Consider the following 15462-nt stretch of genomic DNA (forward strand, 5'->3'; position numbering starts at 1 on the left):
CGATCATCAGATGCTGGCCTCCATTCCAGCCACCATCTTGAATCACAAAATCAGCAAACAGGGAATCCTGACGATTCAATCAAGCCGTGAACCGCTCTAACGGCGGTGAAAGCGCGCGTCAGGGCGCTCGGCTCCGATATGGTGGTGGTGCAGGTGCCGCGCATGCGGCCGCGCTTTTCGCTGATCGCCGCGGCCGTGGCCGCCGCCCTGCTGTGCGTGATGATCGCGGGCGGCTGGATCGGCACGGTGGCCTTCGAACGCCATCGCAACGCACAGGACCTGGTCGCGCAGGCGCTGGCGGCCCATGACCGCTGGTCGGCCGAGGCGATGAATGCCGCGACGCCACCCGTCAGCATCGACGATTTCCGGGCGCCGGAACTGGCGAGAGCCGACCTGAGGCTGGTTGCGCTGCTGCCGGACGTCAGGATCGGCGGCAAACGCGCCATACAGGCCAGCTATCTCGGCCCGCACGGATGCCGGCTGAGCCTGTTCCGCATCCCGCAAGCCGGCACGGACCAGCGCCTGCGCATCGCCCATGACGGAGACGCCCAGTCCGCCGAATGGGAAGACAAATCCTTCCATTTCGTCGTGGTCTCGCGCAAGCTCGACATGGCGCGCTTTGCGGTGCTGGCCGACGCGCTGCAGGCGACGACCACGCGGCCGGATCGTGTTCCGGCACGGGATATGATTGCCGCGCTGGAGAGCGCGCATCAGCCCTGCAACGGATAGGTCTCTTCCGGGCATTTGGCCAAGCGACAAAACCTCAATGGAAATTGCGTCCCTTGGGCATGACATCGCGCGCCTTGCGGGCAATCGCCTCGTCGTCCGGGGCAGCGACCCGTGCCCGGCGGCCCCCGGCATAAGTTTGCGCATCGCCTTGCGCGCTGGCGCTGCGCATGGCAGCGGCTGCCTGCACCTCTTCCGAAAGCGACCCCAGCCATAGCGACAGGTCCTCGATCCTGTCGGCAATGATGTGGACGACATCGGATTCCGACTGCAGCCTGCCGCTGACGCGAATGAAGCGCGAGCCCATGATGACCGGCCGGAACCGGTCGAACACCTTCCCCCAGACAATGACATTGGCGATGGCCTTCTCGTCTTCCAGGGTGAGGAAAATGGCCTTGCCATTGCCCGGCCGCTGGCGCACCAGCACCAGACCGGCGACGCAGACACGCCGCCCGTCCGGCACATTCGGCAGCCGCCAGTTCGGCGTGATGCCGGCGCAATCGAGTTTGTCGCGCAGGAAGGACACAGGATGCGCCTTCAGCGAAAGGCCGAGCGAGCGATAGTCGTGGATGACATGCTCGCCGAGCGGCATTTCCGGCAGTTCGGTCTTCGGTTCCATGTCTGCCAAGCGGATTTCAGGTCGATCGAACAGCGGCAGCTGGCTGGCCGCATTTCCGCTGCCCAGCGCGCGCACCGCCCACAGCGCCGCGCGCCGGTCGAGCCCCAGCGAGCGGAAGGCGTCGGCCTGGGCAAGCCGTTCCAGCGCGTCCACCCGCAGGCCGGAGCGCAGCCACATGTCGCGCACCGATTCGTAGCCTGCCCCGCGCGCGGCTACGCATGCCTTCATGTCGTCCTCGCCCAGTCCCTTGATCTGGCGGAAGCCGAGTCGCACCGCATATTTCGTGCGGATCACGCCGCGCATCTCGGCATGCCGGGCGATGACCCGCGCCGGATCGAAGGAGGCTTGCTCCAGCGCGCAGTCCCAGTCGGATGCATTGACGTCGATGGGCCGCACCTCGACGCCATGGTCCTGCGCATCGCGCACGAGCTGGGCCGGCCGATAAAACCCCATGGGCTGCGAATTCAGGATCGCGGCGCAGAAAACGTCCGGATAGAAGGTCTTGAACCAGCAGGAGGCATAGACCAGCAGGGCGAATGAGGCGGCATGGCTTTCGGGAAAGCCATAATCGCCAAAGCCTTTTATCTGGTCGAAGCAGCGCTGGGCGAATTCGCGCGGATAGCCCTTCGCCGCCATCCCCTCGACCATGCGCGTTTCATAGTCTTTGATCGTGCCGTTGCGGCGGAAGGTGGCCATGGCCCGGCGCAACTGGTCGGCTTCGCCCGGCGAAAAGCCGCCGGCCTCGATGGCGATGGCCATCGCCTGCTCCTGGAACAACGGCACGCCGAGTGTGCGCTTCAGTATCTTTTCCAGCTCGGGCTTGTGATATTCCACCTTTTCCTTGCCCATGCGCCGGCGCAGATAGGGATGCACCATGTCGCCCTGGATCGGGCCGGGCCGCACGATCGCGACCTCGATGACGAGATCGTAGAACTCTTTTGGCCTTAGCCGCGGCAGCATCGACATCTGCGCGCGCGATTCGATCTGGAAGACGCCGAGCGTATCGGCGCGGCAGATCATGTCGTAGACGGGCTTTTGTTCCGCCGGGATGGTGGCCAGCGTCAGCCGTCGGCCATAGGGGTCGCGGAAACGGTAATGGTCTTCCAGAAGATCGAGGGCACGCCGGAGGCAGGAAAGCATGCCGAGCGCCAGCACGTCCACCTTGAGGATGCCGACGGCGTCCAGATCGTCCTTGTCCCACTCGACCATCTTGCGCTCGTCCATCGCCGTTTTCATGATCGGCACGATCTCGTCCAGCCGGTCCCTGGTGATGACGAAGCCGCCGACATGCTGCGACAGGTGGCGCGGGAAGCCGAGTATCTCGTTGGCACGGTCAATCACATGCCTGGCTGCCGGGTCAGACTTGTCGAGGCCGCCGGCGGTGGCTTCCTTCTCGCCCAATGTGCTGGACGACCAGCCCCAGATAGAGCCCGACAGCGCGCCGCGCACGTCGTCCGACAGCCCCATCGCCTTGGCCACCTCGCGCAGGGCGGAACGGCCCCGATAGCTGACCACGGCGGCGGCGAGCGCGGTGCGCTTCTCGCTGTATTTTTTGTAGATATAGGCAATGATCCTGTCGCGTTTCTCGTGCTCGAAATCGACGTCGATGTCCGGCGGCTCGTCGCGTTCGGTGGACACGAAGCGCTCGAAGAGGACCTGCACCTTCATGCGTTCGGGATCGATCTCGGTGATGCCGAGGCAATAGCAGATCACCGAATTGGCGGCCGAGCCGCGCCCCTGGCAAAGCACGTTGCATTCTTCCGAACGGGCATAGCGGACGATGTCGTGAACGGTGAGGAAGTAGCGGGCATATTTTTTCTCCGCGACGATGCCGAGTTCGTGCCGGATCAGGCCCTGCACCTTTTCCGGCACGCCTTCCGGATAACGGTTTGCGGCCCCTTCCCAGGTCAGCCGTTCCAGCTCCTCCTGAGGGTCGACGCCCTCCTCCGTGGTTTCCTCGGGATAGTTGTGCTTCAGCTCGTCCAGGGAAAAGCTCAGGCTTTCGGCAAAGCGCAGCGTCTCGGCCAATGCCTGCGGACAGGCGCGGAAAAGCCGTGCCATCTCGGCGGGATGCTTCATGTGGCGCTCGGCATTGGCGGCGAGTTCGAAGCCGGCCCGGGCGACGGGCCTGTTCAGCCGGATCGCGGTGAGCACGTCCTGTAAGGCGCGCTGCCCGGCGGCATGGTAGAGCACGTCGTTTGTCGCCATCAGCGGCACGCCCGCGGCATCGGCCATCGCGGCCGCCTGCTCGATGCGGAAACGATCATTGCCGAGATAAGCGGGCGCGACCGCAAGGCGCAGATTCTTGCCAAACCGGTCCTTCAACTGCCGCATAAGAGCCAGTTGGTCCGTCGCCGGTGCCGAGAGGTCCGGCAGCACGGCAAGCGACAGGAGATCACCCCATGCGAGCAGGTCCTTGCGTTCGAGAAGCGTCGCGCCCTTTTCGGTTTCGGGCCGCAGATTGGCCTCGGTGAGCATGTGGCACAGATGTCCCCAGCCCGCGCGGTCTTGCGGATAGGCAAGCACATCCGGCGTGCCGTCGCCGAAGACCAGCCGGCAGCCGGGATGATAGGCAAGCCGCACCGGCTCCGCGTTGTCCGACAGCCTGATGCATTTGGACTGGGTCCAGGCGCGCACGACGCCGGCCACCGTGTTGCGGTCGGCAAGGCCCATGCCGGCATGACCCAGCAGGCAGGCCGTTACCACCAGTTCCCGCGGCTGCGAGGCGCCGCGCAGGAAGGAAAAATTCGATTGCGCGCCGAACTCGACATAGGCCGGGGAAGCAATCGGCGCGAAGGGGAATGGCTCCTGTTTCATGCGAACAGCCCTTGCATGAACCAGCGTGGATGGGGCTTGCCCTCGGCATAAAACCCCTCGCGGAACAGCCAGTAGCGGCGACCGTCGTGATCCTCGATGCGAAAATAGTCGCGCGTGGGGGTATCGGCGTTTTCATGCCACCATTCCGGGGCGATGCGCTCCGGCCCTTCGGCGCGCGCGACATCATGGAATACGCGGCGCCAGCGGAAACGCGCGGGCGGCCCTTCCGGGATCTCGGCGGCCATCACCTCGATCTGCTCGGGATGGGCAAGCAGGCGGATCGGCCGCTCCAGTGCCTCGGCCGGCAAGGCGCGCAGGGCCGTGGCGCCAACCGTCATCGCAAAGGATTGCCGCGCAACCGTCCGTTCCGGCACATGGCTTTCCACAATGGCCGGCCTGTGCACGGTCTGCGCGCCGAGGCGCGCCGAAATGCGGTCGACGAAAAGCGCGAGATCCTCCTCGCCCTGCGCGACATCGCCGGCAAGGTCGGCCTGGGCCATGTCGAAGGGTGCGGTGGCCAGAACCGAAAGCCGCAGCAGATCGAAGCCATAGCCGGCCTCAAGCGCGCCATCGAGCGCCGTCAGCCGTTCATGGAACAGGCGTGCGACCTGTTCGGCCGCGCGCAGCGGCCGCGAGGTGCCGACGCCGATGCGGCTGACCATGCCGTCCACCCGGAACAAGAGCAGTTGCAGGCTGCGCGCGCCTTCGCCGCGCCGCTCCAGATCGGCCTTCAGGCTCGTGGCGAGCAGGCGCACGAGCCGTTCGATGTCCTCCATGAGAACGACAGGCTCGGCCAGATGCCGCTCCACCGAAAGCGTCGCCACCGGCAGGCGCGGCGAGATCGCCTCCTCGATGCGGCCAAGCGCCTGATCGATGCGGGCGAGCAGGGTCGCGCCGAAACGGCGCGCCAGCGGCGCGCGGGAGCTGCGCAATATGGCGTCCGCAGTGCGCAGGCCCACACTTTCCAGCCCGGCGACGGTTTTGGGCTCAAGACGCAGTGCCGCCAGCGGCAGCGGCCCGAGCATCCTTTCCTCATTGCCGGCCTCGATTATGGCCGAGCTGCGATAACGCGCCGCCGCCCAGGCCGCCCCTGGCGTCGAGGCAAGGCCCGCCCGCACATCGAACCCTTGGTGAAAAAACCGCGCCAGCAGGTCGTCGAGCAGCGCCTTTTCGCCGCCGAACAGATGCGCGCAGCCGGTGATGTCGAGGAACAGGCCCTCGGCCCCGTCGAGCGCCACCAGCGGCGTGTAGCGGTCGCACCAGTCGGCCAGGCTGCCCAGCAGGCGCCGGTCGGCGGCAGGGTCCGCCTCGACGACCTCGATGCCGGGATGCATGGCACGGGCGTCGGCAAGGCCCATGCCGGGCTTCAACCGCAGCTTTTCAGCCTGCTCGTCGAGGGCCGCGATGCGCTGGGTGTTGTTTTCGCGATGGCTGACGACCAGCGGCGGTCGTGCCGCCTGCGGGCGCGAACGCCACAACCGCCCCAGCCGCTGGCGCAGGATGCGCTCGGTGCCGAGATAGGGAAACCATAGCGCCAGTATCCGCTGGCCCGAGGGCCTGTTCGTGTCTTTCGGCGAATGCGCGTTCATCGGCGTTCCATTCCAGGGTGAACTGTCCGGGCAGGGCAAGGCGGCTTTTGTCGATCCCGACGGCAAAGCCCGGCGGGCCGATCGAGCCTTCCAGCGGCCCGGCGATGGTGTGGCGCGGCGCCGCCGTTGCCGGCGACACGACGAGCCTGACGGGGGCCGCGGTCGGCTCGGCCCATGCAGCCTGCCGCAGAAGGAAAACGGGTCGCCCGGCGGCCTGCGCGCGTCGATGCAGCCGGCGCGTGGCGGTGAGGTCGAGCTTTTGCGGATTGCCGCGAATTTCGAGGATAACGGCCGAAAATCCCTTCAGCTCGGCCGCCTCCTCCGCGATCCACAGCGCATCGATCAGCTTTGGCGCCTCGGCGATCAGCAGGTCGTCCGGCGAGATGCCGAAGCGAGAGCGCAGGCCCGGCGCATAAGGCATGCCCGCTTCGTGGAAGATTTCAGCCGTGCCGATCCACAGCAGCGGCGTCCGGCACGCCGCCCGCGCCAGCAAAAGTCCGGTCAGCGCCAGGACAAAACCGCCGGCCGCGCCGGCGTCGCGGGTTTGCGCGCCGTGGATTTCCGTCAGCGCCGCAAGCGGCAGGCCGCCGCCAAGGGCAGCATCGAAACCCGCCGCCCCGGTGGCCAGGCAGGCGGCATCGACAATCGCGCGGCCATGACGCCGCAGTACCACAGCCTGGCCCTCATCCGCATGAGCGACCGCCGGCTCCAGCCGCTCGGGCAGCGTGCCCTCGATCTGCGCGATTTTGCGGCGCAAGGCAAAAACAGTCGCCTGCGCCACGGCGGAACTCGCCATGACGGTGTGCCTTCCCGGTAATTGTTCCTGTTATGTTCTTATAGATTCCAGAGGTCGACCCAAGAGTCAACAAGGAATTTATTCCTTTACGCGATCGGCAACCATGCTTGCCTGCATAGCCGACGGGAGAGCCCCGCCCGATTTTCCGCGTTCCGGCTTAAAAGCCTCGAAAGCCCGGGGACAAAAGGCTATATGCGGTCAAAAGGAAACAGAATGGCCCGTATTTACAAGAACCGCGCGTGGCACGATCAGCTTTCGCCGTCCCTGGAAGAATTGGAATTCCTGGCGCTCGAAGCCTATGCGCACCTGCCGGATGAGTTCCGGAAACTCACCGGGGAGGTCATCATCCAGATCGCGGAATTCCCCACCGACGAGATCATGGACGACCTGTCGCTGGAAACGCCCTTCGACCTTCTGGGACTGTTCGAGGGGCGCGGCATCGCCGAACGCTGGAACCCGCAGAGCGGCGAGGGACCGAACCGCGTCACGCTCTATCGCCGCGCCATCCTGGACTATTGGTCCGAAAACGAGGAAACGCTGGGCGACATCGTCACCCATGTGCTGATCCACGAGATCGGCCACCATTTCGGCCTTTCCGACGACGACATGGAGCGCATCGAGGAATCGGCCGACCATCCGTGAAGCGCGAACCGCCGCGCCGGCATGCGCGGGCGGCAGTCTCTCTCAATACTCGCCGAGCTTCATACTGGGGTCGTATTCGACGCCGTCGACTTCCTTCACGACAGCCTGGCCGCATTTCATGGTCCTGGTTTCGGCGTCGTAGCCATAGGTGGGCGCGCCGAACAGGTGCCAGCCCTTGTTCAGGACCGCTGTCACCTTGTGGCAGAAGCTCGCATCGTCCGGGCCGGTCAGAAAACGATAGAGTTGCATGGCGTCATTCCCATCGTGACGGTATCGTTGAACTCGGCTTTTCGCCCTGTCGGCTGCGTGGCGAAGCTTTATTCCACGCTTTTTTCGCTTACTTGGCAATCATCGCCGCCTTGGCCAGAAGTCTTTCGGCCTGGGCGCGATGCAACAGCTCCACCATGCGCCCGTCGAGCGCAATCGCGCCCTTTCCGGCGTTCTCGGGCAGGGTGAAGGCGGTCACGATTTTCCGGGCCTCGGCAAGCGCTTCGCCAGAGGGCGAGAAGGCGGCTTCGGCCGGGTCGATCTGGGCAGGATGGATCAACGTCTTGCCGTCGAACCCCATGGCGAGCGCCTGTGCGCAATCGGCCGAGAAGGCATCGAGATCGCGGAAATCATTGCTGACGCCGTCGAGGATGTCGATCCCGCCAGCGCGCGCGGCCAGCACCATCTGCATCAGCCAGGGCATCAGGTAGCGGCGATCCGGTGTCGCCTTAACGCCGGTCATGGCCACGAGGTCATTGGTGCCGGCGACCAGGCAGGACAGGCGCGAGGCGACATCGCGGCCAAGCTCGGCGATCGCGCCGATATTGAGCACGGCGCGCGGCGTCTCGATCATGGCCCACAGCCGCAGCGTCCCGGGCACGTCGGCCTCGTCCAGCACATCGCCTGCTTCCAGCACATCGCGCGGGGTTTCCACCTTGGGCAGCAATATGCCGTCGGGCCGGCAGGCGATTGCGGCGGCGAGATCGTCCGCACCCCACTCGCTCGACAGCGCGTTGATGCGCACCACCATCTCGCGCACGCCGGCCGGGCGGTCGCCAAGGATGCCGGCAAGTTTCTGCCGCGCGACTTCCTTCCGGTCGGGGGCGACGGCGTCTTCCAGGTCCACCACCACAACGTCGCAGGACAGCGAGGCGAGTTTGGCCAGCGCCTTGTCGCTGGAGGCGGGCACATAGAGCACCGAGCGGCGCAGGGTCGGAGCGTTTTGCATCATTTGGCCTTCTTGCCGTGCCGTGCTGGCTCTTGCAAGACGCCATCGAAAAACCCTGATAAGGGAAATCCATCCACGACCACAACCAATCGGGAACACAAAATATGGCGCATTACGACGTCATCATCATCGGCGGCGCGATCGTCGGCAGTTCGATCGCCTATTATCTGCGCGAGGAGGGGTTTTCGGGCTCCATCGCGCTGATCGAGCGCGACCCGCAGTTCACTTACTCCTCCACGACGCTGTCCTGCGCCTCGATCCGCCAGCAGTTCTCGATCCCTGAAAACATCCGCCTGTCGCAGTTCACGCTGGCGCTGTTCCGCCGCCTGCAGCAGGAATTCGGCGCTGACGCCGACATCGGTTTTCGCGAGGGCGGCTATCTCATCCTCGCCGGCGAGGCCGGCCTGCCCATCCTGAAGCAGAACCATGCCGCGCAGATGGCCGAAGGCGCCGACATCGTGCTGGAGGATGCCGACGCGCTGCACAGGCGCTTCGGCTGGATTTCCACCGAGGGCATCGTCGGCGGCGCCTATGGCCGCTCGGGCGAGGGCTGGTTCGACGCCCATGCGCTGCTCACGCTGTTCCGCAAGGCGCTGCGCGGCCGGAATGTGGAGTTCATCACCCGGTCGGTCACCGGCATCGAGCGCGAGGGCGACCGCGTCACCGCCGTCACCCTCGACGATGGCGAGCGGCTGGAAGCGGGCATGATCTTCAACGCCGCCGGCCCCTCCGCCGGCAAGGTTGCCGCCATGGCCGGCATCGAGCTGCCGGTGGAGCCGCGCAAGCGCAGCGTCTTCATCTTCGAGGCGCATGACAAATTCGACGACATGCCGCTGATGGTGGACCCCAGCGGCATCTATGTGCGCCCCGAGGGCAGCGTCTACATCACCGGCGGCGCGGAAGAGGAGGACGGCGAAGCCGCCGCCGCGCCGGAGGATTTCGACCCCGACTGGTCGCTGTTCGAGGAAAAGATCTGGCCGGTGCTGGCTACACGCGTTCCCGCCTTCGAGGCGATCAAGGCCACCCGCGCCTGGGCCGGGCACTACGACTACAACACGCTCGACCAGAACGCGGTGATCGGCCCGCACCCGCAGGTCACGAACTTCATCTTCGCCAACGGTTTTTCCGGCCATGGGCTGCAACAGGCCCCCGCTGCCGGCAAGGCGCTGGCCGAGCTTGTCATGCATGGCGCCTACAGGACCATCGACTGCTCGGCCTTCGGCTATGAACGCATCGCCGGGAAGCGGCCGTTCCGGGAACTGAACGTGATCTGAGCGTGCTGCGGCATGTGCCGGCCGAACACAATGCATTGCCCGCGCGTATCGGGCTTTGATTCACCGTCTCTATTGTGTAAAGCAGAGGCGAAACATTCCCCGGAACCAGAACGGGTACAGGCCTATGGAAAAGTTCAACAAGCTCACCGGCGTCGCCGCTCCCTTGCCGATCGTCAATGTCGACACCGACATGATCATCCCCAAGGATTACCTCAAGACGATCAAGCGCACCGGTCTCGGCACGGGGCTTTTCGCCGAGATGCGCTACAATGAGGACGGTTCGGAAAATCCCGATTTCGTGCTCAACAAGCCGGCCTACCGCAACGCGCAGATCCTCGTGGCCGGCGACAATTTCGGCTGCGGCTCGAGCCGCGAGCATGCCCCGTGGGCGCTGCTAGATTTCGGCATCCGCTGCGTGATCTCGACCTCGTTCGCCGACATTTTCTACAACAACTGCTTCAAGAACGGCATCCTGCCGATCACGGTCAGCCAGGAAGACCTCGACAAGCTGATGGACGACGCCTCGCGCGGCGCCAACGCCACCCTCACCGTCGATCTGGAAGCCATGGAAATCCATGGCCCCGATGGCGGCACGGTCAAGTTCGACCTCGACGACTTCAAGCGCCACTGCCTGCTGAACGGCCTCGACGACATCGGCCTGACCATGGAGAAGGCCCCGGCAATCGCCACCTTCGAGCAGAAATACGCCGAAACCCGCCCCTGGGCCTGAAGCCCGAAAGGCACATGTCGAATTGCAAAGGGCTGCCTCGCGCAGCCCTTTTTCGTGGCCAGAATACCATCCTGCAAGACAGGTTGAACGCACCGGGCAGTGAACTCCGGCGCAAGGGCTGACAGCGCGCGGCGGGCTGTGGCATGGTCGGCGCTTATTCGCCGCCGGAGCCCGGATTTCCGGCCTTTTATGCAACTCCCCGATTCGGAGTGCCCATGCACAAGACCGTTTCCCTTATCGCTGCCGCCTTGCTGCTGGGCGTCGCCATGCCGGCCCTTGCACAGGACGGGCAGCCAAAATCCATTCCCTTCGCCGGCGGCAAGCTGACGATCACCGAAACGCCCGAGCAGGACAAGATCCTGGCGTTCGACGGCAAGGAACTGGCCCGCAATTATGTGGTGCTCTACGACCGCACGGTGGAGCTGCAAGGCACCAGGGCCGCGCTGTTTGCGGTGGGCGACGGCGGCAATGCCTGCGGCACCTCGACCGTGATCGTCTGGAAGCCGGAAGATCAGACGCTCAAATCGGTCACGGTGGGTGCCGATTGCGGCGCGCCGCCGGCAGCCGCCACCGACGATGCGCTCTATTTCGTGCCCTATCTGCGGCCGGGCGAAACGGCCGACGTGCAGAGCTGGACCCCCGACGAGGGCCTGAAGCTCGCCGGCGAATTGAGCTACGCGCCGCAGCCGGACACGCATTGGGACGACCTGGAAGGCGGCAAGCTCGGGCATCCCTACGATCTCTTCGCCAACGCGGATTTCTATGCCGCCGCGCAAAAGCTGCTGGACGGCAAGCTGGAGGATGTAGCGCTGGCGCTTGCGGTGGCGGCCGAGCCCGAAAGGACGCGATCCGGCATCATCTACGGCAGCGGCTGCATTCCCCATTCCTGCGGCGAGGGCAATGGCTTCTTCGCCGTCGATCCGAAGGCCGAGGCGGTCTGGTTTGCCCAGCAGACCGATGCGTCCACGCCCGACGCCTGGCCGGCACTCGACAGTTGGCCGGCCGAAATCCGCGACATCATGACCAGAACCTTCGCTCAATAGGATTTTTCATGCGCAAGCTCATCTCCACCGGTTCGCCCTTCGAGAAGACCGCGGGCTATTCGCGCGCGGTGGTGCAAGGCGACTGGTGCTTCGTCTCCGGCACCACCGGCTACGACTATGCCACCATGACCATGCCCGACAGCGTGGAAGACCAGACCCGCAATTGCCTCGCCACCATCGCCAGGGCACTGGAGGAAGGCGGCTTCGAGATGGCCGACGTGGTGCGCGCGCATTACTACGTCACCGACCGCAGTTTTGTGGATGTGGTGTTCCCGATCCTCGGCGAAGCCTTCGGCGAGATCAGGCCCGCCGCCACCATGATCGTCTGCCAGCTCAACACGCCCGAGATGAAGATCGAGATCGAGGTGACGGCGATGAAACGGGAGTGATGATGTAGGGGATGGAGGCAGCGCAGCGCACCCGGCTGGAATGTCCGCAGTCGACCCATTGTCGTCGTTCATTGGCTTAACCGATGCATCAAAAGGCGTACCCGAAGCCTGTCGCGAGAAATCAGATCATGCCGCCATTGGCGCGCAGCACCTGGCCGTTGATCCAGGCCCCGTCCGGGCCGGCGAGGAAGGCAACCGCCGATGCGATGTCCTCCGGTGTGCCAAGGCGTTCGAGCGGGTTCATCTTCGACATGCGCTCGATCAATTCAGGCGACTTGCCATCAAGGAACAGCGCCGTGGCGGTCGGTCCGGGAGCGACAGCGTTGACGGTGATTGAGCGGCCGCGCAGTTCCTTGGAGAGGATGCCGGTCAGGGCTTCCACGGCAGCCTTCGTCGCGGCATAGACGCTATAGGTTTCGAGCTTCAGGCCGACCACCGAGGTCGACAGATTGACGATGCGGCCGCCGTCGCGCAGGCGCCTGGATGCTTCGCGCAAGGTGTTGATCGTGCCCTTGAGGTTGATGGCGATCTGGCTGTCGATGAGGTCGTCGTCGCTGTCGGCGAGTTTGGCCAGTTTCATGATACCGGCATTATTGACCAGAACGTCGATGCCGCCAAAGGCTGCCTCGGCGCTGTCGAACATGCGGGCGATATGATTAGGATCGCTAACGTCGGCCTGGATTGTGAGGGCCTTGCCGCCGGCCTTTTCAATGTCGGCGGCGAGCTGTTCGGCCGCAGCGACCGAGCCGGCATAGTTGATGATGACAGTGAGACCGTCGCTTGCGAGGCGCCGGGCAATGGCTGCGCCGATCCCGCGGGATGCGCCGGTTACGAGAGCGACTTTGCTGGTGGCAGTCATGGTGCTTCTCCTTCTGGTTCGTGCCGTGTGGGCTGATGAGCAGCAGATAGCCCTTTTATCCCTGCGGATAATCGGTAAAAATCAAGCATCACTATTCCGAACAGACGAACAATATAGAAGGCCTGTATGGATCGACTGGACGCGATGCGGCTATTCACGCGCGTGGTGGAGCGGCGCAGCTTCAGCCAGGCTGCGACGGACCTTGCCATTCCGCGCTCGACGGCAACACAGGTCATCCAGAAGTTGGAGGAACGGCTGGGCGCGCGCCTGCTGCAACGCACGACGCGCACGGTGCGGGCCACGCTGGACGGCGAAGCCTAGACGATGTGGAAAATGCTGAAGCGGCGTTCCGCGACACCAGTCCGCGCGGGCTGCTGCGGGTCGATGTGCACGGCACGTTGGCCCGTCATTTCCTGCTGCCGGCGCTGCAGGAATTTCTGGAAGCCTATCCCGGTATTCAGTTGCACATGAGCGAAGGCGACCGGCTAGCGGATCTTGTGCGCGAGGGGATCGACTGCGTGCTGCGCGTTGGCTCCCCGCAAGACAGCGATATGATCGCCCGGCGCGTTGCAGTGCTGAACGAGGTGACGGTGGCGTCACCGGATTATTTGGCCAAACATGGCGTGCCCATGAGTGTCGACGCCTTGAGGGACGGTCACTGCATGGTCGGCTTCCATTCCAGCGCGACGGGCGGGTTGCTGCCTCTGCAATTTACCGTCCACGGCGAAATCCAGTCACTAACACTGCCGACAACGCTTACCGTCAGCGCCGCGGAAAGCTACGTCGCAGCCGCAGGGCTCGGCCTGGGACTGATCCAGGTGCCGCGGTATCACGTGGACGCAGCGCTGGCATCCGGTGAACTGGTCGAGGTTCTGCCGGCACACCCGCCCTCGTCAACACCGGTCTCGCTGCTCTATCCGTCCAGCCGTCAGCTTTCTCCCCGTGTGCGAATCTTCATCGACTGGGTGGCCAGACAGTTCACTGCGTGCTGACGATGGCAGCGTTGTCGGTCGACACAGCTTTCTTCGGTTTGGAAGCACTCGGCGATCAGACTGCAGCCAGGATGGGCTGTTCTTCGGGCCAGCGATCCCAAAAGCGGGCGGTCAACTTCCCACCCCTTAGTTGCCGTAGGCTCACTCCCCCTCCTTCCCCTCCACGCCACCCCAAAACCCTTCCCTGCCCTGCACCAACCCTTTCCGTCTTGCGTGTCGCGCGCGCGGCGTTTAGCAAGGCGGCGGTTCATGGCTTTCTGAAAGGGTTTTCTCCTCATGGCTACGCGCAAGCTTCTCCTCCTGCCGGGCGACGGCATCGGTCCCGAGGCAATGAACGAGGTTCGCAAGCTGATCTCGGTGATGAACGAGAAATTCGGCTGCGGCTTCGAGACCGAGGAAGGTCTCGTGGGCGGAAGCGCCTATGACGCGCACGGCCAGTCGATTTCCGAGGCCGACATGGAGAAGGCCATGGCGGCGGACGCGGTGCTGTTCGGCGCCGTCGGCGGCCCGAAATGGGCCGACGTGCCCTACGAGATGCGCCCCGAGGCCGGCCTGCTGCGCCTGCGCAAGGACATGCAGCTCTTCGCAAACCTGCGTCCGGCCATCTGCTATCCGGCGCTGGCTTCGTCCTCGTCGCTCAAGCCGGAGGTGGTCGAGGGCCTCGACATCCTCATCCTGCGCGAGCTGACCGGCGGCGTCTATTTCGGAGAGCCCAAGGAAATCACCGATCTCGGCAACGGCCAGAAGCGCGCCATCGACACCCAGGTCTACGACACCTACGAGATCGAGCGCATCTCGGGCGTCGCCTTCGAGCTGGCGCGCACGCGCCGCAACAAGGTCACCTCGATGGAAAAGCACAATGTGATGAAGTCGGGCGTGCTGTGGAAGGACGTGGTCTCCCAGACCCACAAGGCCAAATATTCCGACGTGCAGCTCGAGCACATGCTGGCCGACGCCGGCGGCATGCAGCTCGTGCGCTGGCCCAAGCAGTTCGACGTCATCGTCACCGACAACCTGTTCGGCGACATGCTGTCGGACGTGGCGGCCATGCTCACCGGCTCGCTCGGCATGCTGCCCTCGGCCTCGCTCGGCGCGCCCGATGCCAGGACCGGCAAGCGCAAGGCGCTCTACGAGCCGGTGCACGGCTCCGCGCCCGACATCGCCGGCAAGGGTCTCGCCAACCCGATCGCCATGATCGCGTCCTTCGCCATGTGCCTGCGCTACTCCTTCAACATGACGGCCGAAGCCGACCGCCTCGAAGCGGCGATCGCCGGCGTGCTGGAAGACGGCCTGCGCACCCGCGACATCATGTCGGAAGGCAAGACCGAGGTCGGCACCACCCGGATGGGCGACGCCATCGTCGCAAAATTCCTGTCGCTGGCGGCGTAAGAACGCCCGCAGGCATCTGTCAGCCCGACGAGGCCCACCGGCTTCGTCGGGCTTTTTTTCGAGCCCTCTTCGCCGCAACCGCCAATTGACTATTTACGCAAAGGGCGTAAAAGCAGCGGCGAACAGGGAACCCCTCGATGCACGGCCACTCTTCGGCTCATTCCGCATTCGACCTTCCCGGCCATGATGTGAACCATCCGGCCGGGCGCGGCTTCGCGTCCCTGATTTCGACCAAAACCATGGCCAAAAAAACGACCACTACGGTCTGACTTCCCTTGGCCTGCTCACCCTCTCCCGGGTCTGGCCCGGGGGTGAAAAACCCGCGTTGGCCGGCGGGTTTTCTCCAGGAAAAGAGCGGAGAGGGACAGGAGTAATCTGACG

Annotated in this window: 13 protein-coding genes and 1 pseudogene; 8 read left to right on the plus strand and 6 right to left on the minus strand. The window is 64.7% G+C overall.

The features are described from left to right. Nucleotides 1–105: 105 nt before the first annotated feature. Nucleotides 106–729 carry a hypothetical protein gene (locus tag C7441_RS17110; RefSeq protein ID WP_109613932.1) on the plus strand — a complete coding sequence of 208 codons (624 nt, stop codon included), beginning with the start codon at nt 106–108 and terminating at the stop codon, nt 727–729. Between the two features lie 34 nt (nt 730–763). Here the strand turns inward: C7441_RS17110 and C7441_RS17115 are convergent, their stop codons facing one another. Genes C7441_RS17115 through C7441_RS24415 form a run of 3 tightly spaced genes read right to left on the minus strand, consistent with a single transcriptional unit; the run spans nt 764 to nt 6547 of the window. Continuing rightward, nucleotides 764–4162 carry an error-prone DNA polymerase gene (locus C7441_RS17115; RefSeq protein ID WP_109613933.1) on the minus strand — a complete coding sequence of 1133 codons (3399 nt, stop codon included), beginning with the start codon at nt 4160–4162 and terminating at the stop codon, nt 764–766. Further along, the gene (locus C7441_RS17120) at nt 4159–5640 is read right to left on the minus strand and encodes a Y-family DNA polymerase (RefSeq protein ID WP_244916190.1); all 1482 of its coding nucleotides are present in this window, start codon (nt 5638–5640) and stop codon (nt 4159–4161) included. The genes C7441_RS17115 and C7441_RS17120 overlap by 4 nt, the downstream gene beginning before the upstream one ends. Further along, nucleotides 5543–6547, minus strand: a complete 1005-nt coding sequence (locus C7441_RS24415) for an ImuA family protein (RefSeq protein WP_244916187.1) — start codon at nt 6545–6547, stop codon at nt 5543–5545. Before C7441_RS24415 ends, C7441_RS17120 begins: the two co-directional genes overlap by 98 nt. A 213-nt stretch (nt 6548–6760) precedes the next feature. On the opposite strand from C7441_RS24415, the gene C7441_RS17130 reads away from it, so the two are divergent. Further along, nucleotides 6761–7189, plus strand: a complete 429-nt coding sequence (locus C7441_RS17130) for a metallopeptidase family protein (protein ID WP_019170810.1) — start codon at nt 6761–6763, stop codon at nt 7187–7189. A gap of 42 nt (nt 7190–7231) precedes the next feature. On the opposite strand, the gene C7441_RS17135 is transcribed toward C7441_RS17130, so the two are convergent. Together C7441_RS17135 and C7441_RS17140 are read right to left on the minus strand one after the other, a co-directional pair. After that, nucleotides 7232–7438: a DUF1737 domain-containing protein gene (locus tag C7441_RS17135; RefSeq protein ID WP_109613936.1), complete on the minus strand. Its 207-nt coding sequence runs from the start codon at nt 7436–7438 to the stop codon at nt 7232–7234. 88 nt (nt 7439–7526) lie between these two features. Continuing rightward, nucleotides 7527–8408: an HpcH/HpaI aldolase/citrate lyase family protein gene (locus C7441_RS17140; RefSeq protein ID WP_109613937.1), complete on the minus strand. Its 882-nt coding sequence runs from the start codon at nt 8406–8408 to the stop codon at nt 7527–7529. A gap of 101 nt (nt 8409–8509) precedes the next feature. On the opposite strand from C7441_RS17140, the gene C7441_RS17145 reads away from it, so the two are divergent. The 4 genes from C7441_RS17145 (at nt 8510) to C7441_RS17160 (ending at nt 11841) form a co-directional block, all read left to right on the plus strand. Beyond that, nucleotides 8510–9679 carry an NAD(P)/FAD-dependent oxidoreductase gene (locus C7441_RS17145; protein WP_109613938.1) on the plus strand — a complete coding sequence of 390 codons (1170 nt, stop codon included), beginning with the start codon at nt 8510–8512 and terminating at the stop codon, nt 9677–9679. Nucleotides 9680–9803: 124 nt separating this feature from the next. Next, nucleotides 9804–10409, plus strand: a complete 606-nt coding sequence (leuD, locus tag C7441_RS17150) for a 3-isopropylmalate dehydratase small subunit (protein ID WP_019170814.1) — start codon at nt 9804–9806, stop codon at nt 10407–10409. 215 nt (nt 10410–10624) lie between these two features. Continuing rightward, nucleotides 10625–11452, plus strand: a complete 828-nt coding sequence (locus C7441_RS17155; protein WP_109613939.1) for a hypothetical protein — start codon at nt 10625–10627, stop codon at nt 11450–11452. Between the two features lie 8 nt (nt 11453–11460). Beyond that, on the plus strand, nt 11461–11841 hold the full coding sequence (locus C7441_RS17160) for a RidA family protein (RefSeq protein WP_109613940.1): 381 nt from the start codon (nt 11461–11463) through the stop codon (nt 11839–11841). Between the two features lie 121 nt (nt 11842–11962). On the opposite strand, the gene C7441_RS17165 is transcribed toward C7441_RS17160, so the two are convergent. Then, a complete protein-coding gene (locus C7441_RS17165) occupies nt 11963–12700 on the minus strand; it encodes an SDR family oxidoreductase (protein ID WP_109613941.1) in 738 nt (245 codons plus the stop codon). A 126-nt stretch (nt 12701–12826) separates the two neighbouring features. Here C7441_RS17165 and C7441_RS17170 point away from each other — a divergent pair. Next, a pseudogene (locus C7441_RS17170) lies at nt 12827–13692 on the plus strand (LysR family transcriptional regulator). A 276-nt stretch (nt 13693–13968) separates the two neighbouring features. Then, a complete protein-coding gene (gene leuB, locus C7441_RS17175; protein WP_109613942.1) occupies nt 13969–15081 on the plus strand; it encodes a 3-isopropylmalate dehydrogenase in 1113 nt (370 codons plus the stop codon). The last annotated feature ends 381 nt before the right edge of the window (nt 15082–15462 follow it).

Origin of the sequence: Pseudaminobacter salicylatoxidans, from assembly GCF_003148475.1 — a bacterium.
GTDB classification, from domain to species: domain Bacteria; phylum Pseudomonadota; class Alphaproteobacteria; order Rhizobiales; family Rhizobiaceae; genus Pseudaminobacter; species Pseudaminobacter salicylatoxidans.